Annotated in this window: 11 protein-coding genes; 4 read left to right on the forward strand and 7 right to left on the reverse strand. The window is 67.0% G+C overall.

Translation table 11 applies throughout. The features are described 5' to 3' along the window. Positions 1-513 precede the first annotated feature (513 nt). Complete coding sequence (gene secA / locus LGY53_RS02175; protein WP_225724936.1) at positions 514-3,345, forward strand: preprotein translocase subunit SecA; 2,832 nt, start codon at positions 514-516, stop codon at positions 3,343-3,345. 73 nt (positions 3,346-3,418) lie between these two features. On the opposite strand, the gene LGY53_RS02180 is transcribed toward secA, so the two are convergent. Then, positions 3,419-4,711, reverse strand: coding sequence for an acetyl-CoA C-acyltransferase (locus LGY53_RS02180; RefSeq protein ID WP_225724937.1), 1,293 nt, complete (start codon positions 4,709-4,711; stop codon positions 3,419-3,421). Between the two features lie 461 nt (positions 4,712-5,172). Between LGY53_RS02180 and LGY53_RS02185 the strand changes: the two genes are divergently transcribed. The 3 genes from LGY53_RS02185 to LGY53_RS02195 all read left to right on the forward strand — a co-directional run bounded on the left by LGY53_RS02185 (position 5,173) and on the right by LGY53_RS02195 (position 6,928). Then, a complete protein-coding gene (locus LGY53_RS02185) occupies positions 5,173-5,886 on the forward strand; it encodes a helix-turn-helix domain-containing protein (protein ID WP_167477511.1) in 714 nt (237 codons plus the stop codon). 2 nt (positions 5,887-5,888) lie between these two features. Continuing rightward, positions 5,889-6,290 (forward strand): hypothetical protein, encoded by a 402-nt coding sequence (locus tag LGY53_RS02190; RefSeq protein WP_225724938.1) that lies wholly within the window; start codon positions 5,889-5,891, stop codon positions 6,288-6,290. Between the two features lie 116 nt (positions 6,291-6,406). After that, the gene (locus LGY53_RS02195; RefSeq protein ID WP_225724939.1) at positions 6,407-6,928 is read left to right on the forward strand and encodes a hypothetical protein; all 522 of its coding nucleotides are present in this window, start codon (positions 6,407-6,409) and stop codon (positions 6,926-6,928) included. 46 nt (positions 6,929-6,974) lie between these two features. On the opposite strand, the gene hpf is transcribed toward LGY53_RS02195, so the two are convergent. The 6 genes from hpf to LGY53_RS02225 form a co-directional block, all read right to left on the reverse strand. Further along, a complete protein-coding gene (gene hpf / locus LGY53_RS02200) occupies positions 6,975-7,649 on the reverse strand; it encodes a ribosome hibernation-promoting factor, HPF/YfiA family (RefSeq protein ID WP_225724940.1) in 675 nt (224 codons plus the stop codon). Positions 7,650-7,890: 241 nt separating this feature from the next. Continuing rightward, entirely contained in the window at positions 7,891-8,535 is a 645-nt protein-coding gene (locus LGY53_RS02205) for a ComF family protein (RefSeq protein ID WP_225724941.1), read from the reverse strand. A 56-nt stretch (positions 8,536-8,591) separates the two neighbouring features. Beyond that, positions 8,592-10,400, reverse strand: coding sequence for an MtrAB system accessory lipoprotein LpqB (lpqB, locus tag LGY53_RS02210; RefSeq protein WP_374111115.1), 1,809 nt, complete (start codon positions 10,398-10,400; stop codon positions 8,592-8,594). Continuing rightward, on the reverse strand, positions 10,400-12,226 hold the full coding sequence (mtrB, locus tag LGY53_RS02215; protein ID WP_225725661.1) for an MtrAB system histidine kinase MtrB: 1,827 nt from the start codon (positions 12,224-12,226) through the stop codon (positions 10,400-10,402). The genes lpqB and mtrB overlap by 1 nt, the downstream gene beginning before the upstream one ends. Positions 12,227-12,270: 44 nt before the next feature. Then, the gene (mtrA, locus tag LGY53_RS02220; RefSeq protein ID WP_011211146.1) at positions 12,271-12,948 is read right to left on the reverse strand and encodes an MtrAB system response regulator MtrA; all 678 of its coding nucleotides are present in this window, start codon (positions 12,946-12,948) and stop codon (positions 12,271-12,273) included. 78 nt (positions 12,949-13,026) lie between these two features. Next, positions 13,027-13,674, reverse strand: coding sequence for a dTMP kinase (locus LGY53_RS02225; protein ID WP_225724943.1), 648 nt, complete (start codon positions 13,672-13,674; stop codon positions 13,027-13,029). Positions 13,675-13,701: the final 27 nt, after the last annotated feature.

Genomic DNA, 13,701 nt, shown 5'->3' on the forward strand with positions numbered 1-13,701 from the left:
GCCTGCTCCCTTCGGTGCCATCCCTGGTCCGTGGCACACATGAATACATCGCCCCCGGATCCGCCGCGCGGGCAAGCTGTTTCGATCGAATCGTGCCGCCATCGCCAAGCGGACGGATATCGGCTCCGGAGTCCGAGCCGCGCTGCTCAGTGGTCGTCATATGCCGACACCGATCGTCCCCGATACGATCGGCCGGTATTCCGTCGGCATACCGAACGCCTTACATCGTACGATACGGATGACGAAACATGTTCCGGGCCAATCCGATTCGCTGAGAGGTCGCTGGCATCCCGGTGCTGGCCGGGACGGCGCGCCATCCCCAGTCCCGGGTAACCGATCCGGCGCACTTCACAGCAAGCACGGGTACGGTGAGACCCAGCGGGACATTCATGGCCGGAACCCGGGGGTGAGGCAGCACATCGTTGCTGGTCGGCGCCTACCATGGGTGCCGCATTAACATTGGGAATGCATCCGCGCCGTTGATACACACCGACCAGAGGACTGACGAGACCCGTGCCTGCGCTGACACTGACGAGGTTGCTACGGATTGGTGAGGGTCGCATCGTGAAGCGGCTCGCCCACCTCGCCGACGAGGTCATCGCGATCGGGCCGGACTTCGAGGAGCTCTCCGATGCGGAACTGCGCGCCAAGACCGAGGAGTTCAAGGAGCGCTACGCCGATGGCGAATCCCTGGACGACCTGCTGCTCGAGGCGTTCGCGGTAGCGCGCGAGGCGTCGTGGCGGGTGCTCAACCAGAAGCACTACAAGGTGCAGATCATGGGTGGCGCCGCGCTGCATCTCGGCAATATCGCCGAGATGAAAACCGGTGAGGGTAAAACCCTGACCTGTGTGCTGCCCGCCTACCTGAACGCGATCAGCGGCGACGGCGTGCACGTCGTCACCGTCAACGACTACCTGGCCAAGCGCGATGCCGAGTGGATGGGCCGCGTGCACCGGTTCCTCGGCCTCAGCGTCGGGGTGATCCTGTCCGGTATGACGCCCGCCGAGCGGCGCGAATCGTACAACTCCGACATCACCTACGGCACCAACAACGAATTCGGCTTCGACTACCTGCGCGACAATATGACCCATTCGCTGGAGGATCTGGTCCAGCGCGGGCACAACTTCGCCGTGGTCGACGAGGTCGACTCCATCCTCATCGACGAGGCCCGCACCCCGCTGATCATTTCCGGCCCGGCCGACGCCTCGTCCAAGTGGTACGCCGAATTCGCCCGTATCGCACCGCTGCTGAAGAAGGACGTGCACTACGAGGTCGACATCAAGAAGCGCACCATCGGCGTGCACGAGCAGGGCGTCGAATTCGTCGAGGACCAGCTCGGCATCGACAACCTCTACGAGGCCGCCAACTCGCCGCTGGTGAGCTACCTGAACAACGCCATCAAGGCCAAGGAGCTCTACACCCGCGACAAGGACTACATCGTCCGCGACGGCGAGGTCATCATCGTCGACGAGTTCACCGGCCGCATCCTGATCGGGCGCCGCTACAACGAGGGCATGCACCAGGCGATCGAGGCCAAGGAGGGCGTCGAGATCCAGCCCGAGAACCAGACGCTGGCCACCATCACGCTGCAGAACTACTTCCGCCTGTACGACAAGCTGTCCGGCATGACCGGTACCGCCGAGACGGAAGCCGCTGAGCTGCACCAGATCTACGGTCTCGGCGTGGTGCCGATCCCGACCAACAAGCCGATGATCCGCCAGGACCAGTCGGACCTGATCTACAAGACGGAGGAGGCCAAGTTCTCCGCCGTCGTCGACGATGTCACCGAGCGGCACGAGAAGGGCCAGCCGGTGCTGATCGGTACCACCAGCGTCGAGCGCTCGGAGTATCTGTCCAAGCAGTTCACCAAGCGCGGCATCCCGCACAACGTGCTGAACGCGAAGTTCCACGAGAACGAGGCCGCGATCATCGCCGAGGCGGGCAGGCCCGGCGCGGTCACCGTCGCCACCAATATGGCCGGTCGCGGTACCGATATCGTGCTCGGCGGCAACCCGGACATCATCGCCGACATCCTGCTGCGCAAGCAGGGCCTGGATCCGGTGGCGACGCCCGACGAATACCAGCAGGCGTGGTTGCCGACGCTGGAGCAGGTCAAGGCGCAGACCGAGGAGGACGCCGAGGCGGTGCGCGAGGCCGGCGGCCTCTACGTGCTCGGCACCGAGCGGCACGAGTCGCGCCGCATCGACAACCAGCTGCGCGGTCGTTCCGGCCGCCAGGGCGACCCGGGCGAATCCCGCTTCTACCTCTCGCTCGGCGATGAGCTGATGCGGCGATTCAACGGCGCCGCACTGGAATCGATCATGACCCGGCTCAACCTGCCCGACGATGTGCCGATCGAGGCGAAGATGGTCTCCAAGGCCATCAAGAGCGCGCAGACCCAGGTCGAGCAGCAGAACTTCGAGATCCGCAAGAACGTGCTCAAGTACGACGAGGTGATGAACCAGCAGCGCACCGTCATCTACAGCGAGCGCAACCGGATCCTGCGCGGTGAGGATATGGAGGGCCAGGTCGACGAGATGATCACCGATGTGATCACCGCCTACGTCGACGGCGCCACCGCGGAGGGCTATGTCGAGGACTGGGATCTGGAAAAGCTGTGGACCGCGCTGAAGACGCTCTACCCGGTGAGCCTCAACTACAAGGATCTGACCGGTGAGACCGAGGTCGGCGAGGCGGGCGATCTGACCCGCGACGATCTGCTGGAGGCGCTGCTCGAGGATGCGCACACCGCGTACGAGAAGCGTGAACAGGAGATCGACGGCCTGGCCGGCGAGGGTTCGATGCGCAATCTCGAACGGCAGGTGCTGCTTTCGGTGCTGGACCGCAAGTGGCGCGAACACCTCTACGAGATGGACTATCTGAAGGAGGGCATCGGCCTGCGCGCGATGGCGCAGCGCGATCCGCTCGTCGAATATCAGCGCGAGGGCTTCGACATGTTCGCGGCGATGCTGGAGGGCCTGAAGGAGGAGTCGGTCGGCTTCCTGTTCAACCTGCAGGTCGAGGTGCAGCAGCCACAGCCCGAGGGTGTCGCCGTCGATCCCGGTCTGCGTTCGCCGGTCGGCGCGTTCGGCGAGCAGCGTTCGCTGCCGACCGACGAGGCGCCCGGCAATGGTCATGCGGCGCCGGCGGCCTTGCGCGCCAAGGGAATCGACAACAGCGACCCGCGCGGTCTGAGCTACTCCGGCCCGGACGAAGGTGGGCACGCCGCGGTGCACGACGACGTCGACGAGTACGGTGACGGCACCACCCGGCGGGAGCGCCGCCAGGCCGCCCGCGCCCAGTCGAAGGACAAGCGGCAGCCGAAGACCCGGCGCAGGCACTGACCGCCAGAGCCGAATAGCGAAGGCGCCCATGGGATTCCATGGGCGCCTTTGCTTTACCGAAAAACCTTGTGGCTCAGACGCGTTCGAGAACCGCCGAGGCGCCGATGCCACCGGCCGCGCAAATACCGAGCAGCGCGGCGTTTTTACCGCTGCGCGCCAGCTCGTTGGCCATGGTGGTGACCATCCGCGCGCCGGTCGCGCCGAAGGGATGCCCCAGCGAGACCGAGCCGCCGTGCACGTTCAACCGGTCGATATCCACCGCGCCGACGGCGGTGTCCCGGTCCAGTCTGGTCTTGGCCCATTCGTCGCTGGCCAGCGCGGCGAGCACCGAAAGTGTCTGTGCGGCAAAGGCTTCGTGGATATCGACGAAATCGACATCGGCCAAGGACATTCCGGCCTTGTCCAGCGCGCGCGGCATGGAGATGGCCGGACCGATGAGCACCTGATCGGTGGGGTCGACGCTGACGTAGCTCCAGGACCGGAAGGCGGCCAGCGGTTGGTAGCCGAGTGCCCGCGCCCGCTCCTCGCTCATCAACAGCACCGCCGACGCGCCGTCGGTGAGCGGGCTGGCATTGCCCGCGGTGACGGTGCCGTCGGCCGCGAAGACCGGCTTCAGCCTGGCCAGTTTCGCGGCGGTGGTGTCGCCGCGCACCAGCCCATCGCGGGTGATCTCCTTGCCGTCGGGTGTGCGCACCCGCAGCACCTCGTCGTCGAAGCGGCCGGAATCGATTGCCGCGGCGGCCCGTTGATGCGAGCGGGCGGCGAACTCGTCCTGTTCGGCCCGGCCGATGCCGTGGATGCGGGCCATCTTCTCCGCCGATTCGCCCATCACCTCACCGGTGGTGCGCTCGGCGATCTTCGGCCGCCGCGGCACGATATCGGTGAACGGCGCCAGCTGCGCGACCGCCGAAAGGTAGTCCTTCGGCTTCGGCTTGCCGAGCGCGAGCGGCGCGGCCGCGTGCACCACCTTCTGCGGCAGCTTGACCTCGGCGTTGCTGGTGGAATCGCTGCCGCCGGCGATCATCACGTCGTATTCGCCGCGTTCGATGGCGGCGGCGGCCGCGGTCACCGCCTGCAGGCCGGATGCGCACGCCCTGGTGACGGTGTAACCCTCGCAGCCGGAATCGAGCCGGAGGTCGAGCGCGATTTCGCGGGCGATATTCGGTGCGGCGCTCGGCAGGATCACCCCGCCCCACACGATCGCCTGCACCTGATCCTTCGGCAGCGCGGTGCGCTCGAGCAGTCCGGCGACGGCGGCATCGGCCAGCGCGATCGAATCCATCCGCGTGTAATTGGTGAACGCCTTGCGGAACGGAGTCCGCGCCCCGGCGACGATGACAGCACGGCGAGCAGCAGTGGAAGCCATGCTAGTCCGCCTCTCCGCGCCTCTTGCCGATCGCAAGAGCGGCGAGACCCACGTTGCGGGCCGACGGCAAGATTCGTTGGCCCGGTTCTGGGCGTGCCCGACGAGTTACCCATGTCCTCGCGAAATCAATCATCACTGATCGATTTACTCATGAACCCCGACGAGATACCAGTACCCGGAGTAACGGTATTTCGGCGGACGCGAAGTTCCCCGCGCCGAGTGGCATCGCGAGGCTCGACCGGAGACCAGCTCAGCGATCCCCTCCAGATGCCGCTGAGCCGGTCTGCCGCGCGCCGTTGCGCAACAGACCGGGGCGCCCGTTCCGGCGAACGCCCCTGCCCGCTCCGGAACCGCAAGGCCGGGCGATGGTGCCACTCGGCGCCCTTCGACAGTAGCAATATTTCGATGAAGTTCTCAAATGCTTTCTACAAAGTTGGCTTCGGCTGCCGGATGGAACTACCATGAAGCCCACTATGCAGCGCACTTCGGAGCCGTCGCGGCAGAAGCGCTTCGGCCGCATCATCAGGGAACGCCGCGACGAGCTCGGCCTCACCCAGATCCAGATCGGGGATCTCGGCGGCCCATCCGCGCCCACGATCCGCAAGATCGAGGACGGCACCGCGACGATCAGCATCAGCACGCTGAACAAACTCGACGGGCCGCTGCGCTGGGTGCCCGGCAGCGCCGCCCGCACCTACGCGGGCGGCACCCCCACCGCGGACGAGCCCGCCGACCCACCGCAAACGGGCGAATCCGTTGTGGCGGGCCCGGATTCGATCCCCTTCGACATCGCCGACCTGACCGGGCTGCTCGCCGCCTCCGGCAAACTCAACGACGCGGTGGAACGCGGCCGCACCACCGATCCCCATGTGGTGGCGGCGATTTCGGAGCTCAACCGGGTGGTGTCCAAATTGTCCGCGCGCTACGCGACCACCATGCTGGAACGTAACGGCGGCCCGGGCAGGCAGCTGCACCCACTGGTCGAAATGGCCTTCGCGCATCTGCTGGAAACCCCGGCGGAGGCGGATGACGAGACGGAATTCGAGGAGCGCCGCTACCGTCGCTGGCTGGCCGGACGCGCCGAGACGGTGGACGCCGCCACCGAAACCCGGTTCCGGCTGCGCTGGCAGGCGGCCAACGGGGCACGGGCGGCGCGCAACGGGAAGGGAGCATGACGATGGACGACCAGACGGATCTGACCTTGAGCCATAAGATCAACCGGCTCTTCGCGGTCGTACATCCGCGCTCGGCCCCGGAGCGCAGCACCGAGACGGTGGCCGAACACGTCACCGCCCGGCTCACCCGCCCGATCGATGCCGCACAGTTGGAGCGGCTGCGCAGCGGCGAACTCGATCACCTAACCGATTGGACCCCGGCGGATCTCGAGGTACTAGCGGCGATCGCGCAGTCCTTCGGCGTCGCCCCCGACTACCTCACCACCACCGGAACCGCGGCGGCCGCCATCGACCGGGAGCTGGAACTGCTCGCCACCATGCGGGATGCGAATGTGGCGAGTATCGCGCTGCGCGGCGGCGATATCGACCAGGCGACGCTGACCCAGATCATCGCCGACTGTTAGGCCCGGTCACACCCGCTCGATACCGCGAGACCTCCGACCACAGCACGTCGCCCGCACCGCGCCGACTCGGTACGATCGTCTCCCGATGCAAGGCTGCAGTAGGGAGATCGCGTCGCATGGTCGGTATCGAACAACGGTTCCAGGAGCTCTCCAAAACCGTATCGATTCCCCAACCCTGGGATCTGACCGGCTATGTCGAGGCGGTCGCCGCATATCGCGGACGGCCGATCAGCCTGCATCCGATCGGGGCCGGCGTGCTGTCCGGCAGCGGCTGCGGCACCGGCAGCGGCCTGTGGATCGCCAAGCGTGACTCCGACGTCATCGTCTACGGCGCCGACACCACCCGGTGGCATGCCGAACACATCGTGGTGCACGAACTAGGCCACATGCTGCTCGGGCACGGCGCGGAACCGGAACCCCCGAACCCCCTTCCGGAACAGACGCTGGCGGCCGTCGCCGAACTGCTGCCGTCCATCTCGCTGGAATCGATCGCGCATGTGCTCGGCCGCACCGATTACGGCACCGCCCGCGAACGCGACGCGGAAACCTTCGCCGATCTGGTAATGCTCCAGGCAATGCGCCCACCGCGGCGAAACTCGTTGCTGCACAAGACATTTTTCCGCGATGGGCGGCTGTGAGATCTTGGTCCCGGCCGGTGCGTGACCGGCCGGGGAAACGCGTGACTTATGCGAGCCGGATGAGGCCGTAGTCGAACGCGTGGCGACGGTAGACGACCGACGGTCGGTCGGTCTCCCGGTCTTGGAAGAGGAAGAAGTCGTGGCCGACGAGCTCCATCTGGTAGAGGGCGTCGTCGACGGACATCGGGGTCGCGGAATGGACCTTGGTGCGCACGATATGTCCGGGGCCCGCGTACTCGGCGGGTTGCGCCGGCTCGGCGCGGTGGCCGTCGTGCTCATGCGCGGACCCGTTGGCCAGCGCGAACAGTGAGTCGTCTATCAGATCTGCGGTGGCCTCGGCGACGGAGACCGGGGTCTTCTCGCCGTAGTGCACCCGGCGCCGATCCTTGGTCCTGCGCAATCGGCTCTCCAGCTTCGCCGTCACCGACTCGAGCGCGGCGTAGAAACTGTCGGCGCATGCCTCGGCCCGGACGATCGGGCCCTTACCGCGCGCGGTGATCTCGACGCGCTGGCAGCTCTTGCGCTGCCGCCGGTTGCGCTCGTGGAACAGCTCGACATCGAAGAGGAATATCGACGGATCGAAGCGTTCGAGTCGGGAAAGCTTCTCCGCGACATAGATTCGGAAATGGTCGGGAACCTCGACGTTGCGTCCTTTCACTACAACGTCGGCGCGCGGCTCGCGCGTCTGGCCCGCGGGTTGGTCCAGCTCACCCATTTGCATGGGATTTGTGCTGAGCATCGAGGGCGTTACATCTGCCATGGGTCGTGATGACGTCGTCACGCGTACCTCCCGGATATGGCCGCACATACCGATTCACGTGCGGCGGGATTTGCCGTGCCGATCGACGATTCGCTCGGCACAAGTTGTCCGAGGCGCCACCTCCAAACTTCCGTTCGGTGTGTGATCGCGACGCTAGTACGACATTGGGCGGTCCGCCAGTGTTCACGCAAATTTCCCGGAGTCAAGCGCCGCACGTCACCAGAACGGCACATGCGCGCACCCCTACCCGCGCCAGCGCGCGGATCGATTCGCATGCCGTCGCACCGGTGGTCAGCACGTCGTCTACCAGCACGACCTCGGCATTTTCGGTGACCGACGCAACCTTGCCGTACCTGCGCGGGACCATAATTCGCCCGTGTAGATTGTGTTGCCGCTCACTGGCCGTCAAGCCCACCGAATCACGCACACCCCACCACACCCGCAACATCGGTACCACTTGGCTATCAGGCAGCCATCCCGCGGCCACCTGCGCGGCACGGACCACCGGATCGCCGCCGCGGCGCCGCGCCGCCGCCCGCCTGCTGGGCGCCGGAATCAGCACCAGCGGGCGATCTTTCGACCGCAACCGGGCCAGCGCCAGGGCCAACGCCAGGCCGAGCGGTTCGGCCAGATCGCGGCGGCCCTGCTCCTTGGCGGCGAGCACCGCGCGGCGGGCCGGGCCCGCGTACGGGCCGAGCGCCCAGCACGGCACCCCGGGATCGGTGCGCGGATGAATCCGCCGCGGCACCGCGGCCAGCGCGGCCGCACAGTCGGCGCACCAGTCGACGCCGGCGGTCCCGCAGCCGCCGCAGGCCGCGGGCAGGATCAGATCCAGCAGCGTGCGCATCGGCAGATTCTGCGGCAGCGGCGCGGGCCGTTCCGCGCGTCCCTACCCGGCGTGTTTCAGCCCGGCAGCACCGGAACCGCGTTGGCGCCCAGGTTCGGCAGCTCGCGCCAGTAGGCGTCGCCGACATCCGGCGCGGAGGCCAGCTCCAGAACCGCGCGGGCATCCGCGGCGTATTCGTGGTCGCCCGAACCGTCGACGAGCCGCACCGGCGGCGTCAGATTCCGGGCGGTCTGCGGGACCAACTGTGAGCCATCGATCGAAACGGTCGAGACCGGGTCGACATTGCCCTCCCTGGCGATGGCGATGGTGTCGGGGGTGAGCCAACTCAGCGAGACCGCGCGGGTGCTGAGCGTCACCCCGATCGGCAGCGGCGAGGTCAGCGCGTATGTCCCGTCCGGATGACGTTCGATCACCGCGACATACACCTTGCCATCGGCGACGAGCGCGGCGCGCACTCCGGTACGGGACACCCGTAGCTCCGTAATCGGCAGGCGCAGTGAAGAATTCGCGTTGGTGAGCGCGGAGATATCGACATCCTGCCGCGATACGGTGCCGGTGGCGCGATCGTTGACCACCCGGATCACCCGCTCGCCGTCCACCACCACCCAGGCAGCGGTACCGTCGGAATTCCAGGACGGCCTGCTGATCGAGCCGCCCTCGACCACCGGGAACGCGGTGCCGCCATAGCTGCCGATCATCAACGTCTGCGCCGGATCCGGCGCGGGCCGTCCGGTGGCCGCGACCGCGGCGACCAGCTGACCGTCCGGGGACAGCGCCACCGACTGCAGATTGTTCACCGCGCCGAAGTATCCGGGCGTCGGGTTGATGCTGCCGTTCGGCTCGACCTGCACCAGCCCGCCGCCGCGCAGGGCGTGCAGGCCGATCTTGTTCTGCGCGCCGGTCGCCGGGCTGAACGCCTCGACGTCGGCGACGGTATAACCGTTCGCCGCGTACCGCTCGTCGAGCGGCTTCCCGTCGACCGAGATCTGGTAGGGCCCGAGAATGCCCGCGCCCGAGAGGGTCAGCACCACCTGCGCGGCCAACAGCTCCCGATCGTGCGGGGCCAGTCCGGCGGCGCCGGAGAAGTCGATGTGCACGCCGCCGAGTCCGATGCCGACATCCTCCGCATCACCGTTGGCCTTGGTGATCGGACCGTGGATGGCCACCGGCGCGGCCAGCTCGTTGCGCAGCACCGAGGTCAGCGCGGGCTGTGTTCCCGCGTTCAGCAGGGCGAGCAGCCGCTGGGTCAGCTGGCCGTTCGGCACGGCGATCCAGCGCAGATCCGGTACCAGGGTGGTGCCGGTCGGATCGACGAAATACAGCACGTAGCGGCGGTAGAACTTGGCGAAGGCCGTCGAGTCCATGACCACGCCGTCGGGCGGATCGTCGATGCGCCATTCGCCGTCGACCTTGGTCATCTCGATCTTCTTCTCGAACGGATCGCTGACCGCCCGGTACGCGCCGTCGGCGGACAGCTCGCCGACGGTGCGCGCCCGGATCACATAGGTCGCCTTGTCTCCGGTGCGGGATTCGCGCAGCGTGTCCGGCTTCTCCACGATCACCGTGCTCGACGTGTCGTCCCAGTGCGTCGACGCCTCGGGCGTCATGAACTGCCTGGCGATGAGGTGCTTGTTCGCCGGATCGGCGCTGGCCACCAGGAAGTCGCGCAGCAGCAGATCCGGATCGCGGCCCTGCAGCGGCGGCGGCGGGCCGTCCGAGGTGGGCTGGCGGTTGATGGTGCCGAGTGCCTGCGGCGCGGTCGATTCCGGCAGGTTCGCGCATCCGCTGAGCGTCAGCAGCGCCAACAGCGCCGCGCCGAGCGCGTACACCCGGCGCCGACGCGGATATCGGTGACGCACCCTCATCACTGTACGTCCCGGCCCTCGGCGGATACGGCGTCACCGCTGGGCGTTGGCGCCGTGCCGTTTCCGCTCGGCCGGGAATCGGTTCCGGCGGGCCGTTCCGTCGCGGCGATCGAATTCGACTCGGCCCCATTCGGATTCGATGCACTGCCCGCTGAATTCGACCCGGTGCCATCGGAATCCACGGCAGGCCGCTCGGCAAGCGAATCCGGTTCCGCCGCAAAGGAATCCGTACTCTCGCCAGCCTCGATCGCACGCAACGGCGCGGCCTTGCGCGGCGGCGGCTCCAGCGAGAGCGGGCTCGCACCGAGCTTCTTGCCGCGCACCAGCGGCAGCGTCAGCCGGAAGCTGGCGCCGACGCCGACCTCGCCCCACGCCTCCAACCTGCCCTCGTGCAGATTCGCGTCCTCGACGCTGATCGAAAGCCCCAAACCCGTTCCGCCGGAACGCCGCATCCGCGACGGATCGGACCGCCAGAACCGGTTGAAGACCAGCTTCTCCTCCCCCGGCCGCAGACCGACACCCTGATCGCGCACCACCACCGAGACCGCGTTGGCCTCCAGATCGCCGCGCATCCGGATCAACACCGGCTTACCCTCGCTGTGATCGATGGCGTTGGCGAGCAGATTGCGCAGCACCCGCTCCACCCGGCGCGGATCCACCTCCGCCACCAGCGGATCGTCCGGCAGGTCGATGATCACCTCGGTGCCCGCATCCTTGGCCAGGTGCCGCACCGTGGAAATCGCGGCCCGCGCGCACATTCGCACATCGAGCGATTCCACCTGCAGTTCGGCCACACCCGCGTCGTGGCGGCTGATCTCCAGCAGATCGTTGAGCAGACCCTCGAATCGGTCCAGCTCGTTGACGAGTAGTTCGGCGCTGCGGGCCAGCGCCGGATCGAGTTCGTCGCTGCTGCCGTGGATCAGATCCGCGGCCATGCGCACCGTGGTGAGCGGGGTGCGCAGCTCATGGCTGACGTCGGAGGTGAAGCGGCGCTGCAGATTTCCGAATTCCTCCAGCTGGCCGATCTGGTTGGACAGGCTCTCGGCCATCTCGTTGAAGGCCTGCGCCAGCCGCGCCATATCATCCTCGCCGCGCACCAGCATGCGTTCCTTGAGCCTGCCGTCGGCGAAGCGGCCCGCGATCCTGGCCGCCGACCGGATCGGCAACACCACCTGCCTGGTGACCAGCGCGGTGATCGCCGCCAGCAGGATCAGCAGCACCGCACCACCTACGAACATGGTGCTGCGCATCAGCTGCAGGCTGCTCTCCTCACTGGCGAGCGGGAAGATCAAATAGATTTCCAGCGTCGGGATTTCGGCGCTGGGGCTGCCGATGATCAGCGCCCTGCCGTGGTATCCGTCCGGATCGTTGACCGTGGCGAACTGATAACTCACCTGGTTGCGCAGGACGAATCGGCGCAGTTCGTCGGGCACCTCCTGAATCGGCCCCGACGACATCTGCTGCTGCGGGGTGCCGCCGACGATGCTCAGCGCGGAATCGAAAGTGCCTGCGGCACCGGTGGATTGGCCGGTGCCGCCGCGGTTCGACAGCGCGTTGCGTGCGTCCGCGAGCCGCGACTGCTGGGTGCCGATATCGCGCACACCGGCCAGCTGGCTCTGCACGGTATTGCGGGCGCGGTCCATCTCCTCCACGGCCGCGTTGATCTTCGCGTCCAGCAGTCGATCGGTGATCTGGCTGGTGAGCACGACGCCGAGAATCGTGATGACGATCAGCGACAGGGTGACCGTCGAAACGATCACGCGCAGTTGCAGCGACCGACGCCACAGGTGGCCGAGGGCGATACCGACCGACTGGAACCAGGCCACCACCGGCGCCAGCGATCGTTCGAGCTTCCGGTACAGCTCACCGATCACGGGGGTCCGGCCTTGTAGCCGACTCCCCGGACGGTCAGCACGATCTCCGGGTTCTCGGGATCCTTCTCGACCTTCGCGCGTAGCCGCTGCACATGCACGTTGACCAGCCGGGTATCGGCGGCGTGCCGGTAACCCCAGACCTGCTCCAGCAGGACTTCACGGGTGAACACCTGACGCGGTTTGCGCGCCAGCGCCACCAGCAGATCGAATTCCAAGGGGGTCAACGAGATCTGCTGTCCGCCGCGGGTCACCTTGTGCGCGGGCACGTCGATGACGATATCGGCGATAGAGAGCAGTTCGGCCGGTTCCTCCTCGGTGCGACGCAGGCGGGCCCGCACTCGGGCGACGAGCTCCTTCGGTTTGAACGGCTTGACGATGTAATCGTCGGCACCGGACTCCAGACCGAGCACGACGTCGACGGTGTCCGTCTTCGCCGTGAGCATCACGATCGGGACCCCGGAATCGGCCCGCAACACACGGCATACATCGATGCCGTTCATGCCGGGCAGCATCAGGTCCAACAACACCAGATCGGGGCGGATCTCGCGAACCGCCGCCAGCGCCTGCGTGCCGTCGCCGACCACATGCGGGTCGAACCCTTCCCCGCGCAAGACGATCGTGAGCATCTCAGCGAGCGCCATATCGTCGTCGACGACCAGAATCTTCGGCTTCATAAGTACTATGTTGTCATCTCTCCGGCTCGGATCGGGCCGCCACGCCTACAGTCGTGACCCATCGGCGCACATCCAACCCTATCGGGCAATGATTTCGGTGAGCCGCGCAGCAAACGTTGCCGTATCGTCACCGGGCGTATGCACGGACCAGGGTCCGTACCAGTTCATCTCGGCCAAATCACAATAAACGGCGGCGGTGCGCTGTTGTAGTGCACCATCGCGTTCGTATGCGTCCAGTGCGCGATCACTATCGAGTTCGCCGCGCCTGCGCGCGCGTTCGGCGGCCACCTCGGTCGGCACGTCGAGCAGCACCTGTAGCGCGGGCACCGGCAATTCGAAGCGTTCGAATTCCAATTCGCCCACCCAGCGCACGATTTCGCCGCCGGCGGGCTGACCCAGCCGGGCCGCGTTATATGCCGCGTTCGAGGCCACATACCGGTCCAAGATCACGATGTCGTTGTCCGCCAACAACTTCAGCAGCTCGTCGCGGGCGCCGTACCGATCCAGCGCGAACAGCAAACCCATCCCGTTGACCGAATCGGCCAGATCGCCGTGCGCACCGCGCAGCGCCTCCGCCGCCAGATCCGCGTGCACCGAATGTCCGTACCGCGGAAACGCCAGCGTCTCCACCTTCGCGCCCCCGGCCCGCAGCCCATCGACCACGCCATCGATCAACGTCCGCTTCCCCGCGCCGTCCAGCCCCTCGACCGCAACCAACGCACCCATGAGCAGCGACCTTACCTGGTCAGCGCC

The organism is Nocardia sp. JCM 34519.1 (genome assembly GCF_020361265.1).
GTDB lineage: Bacteria > Actinomycetota > Actinomycetes > Mycobacteriales > Mycobacteriaceae > Nocardia > Nocardia arthritidis_A.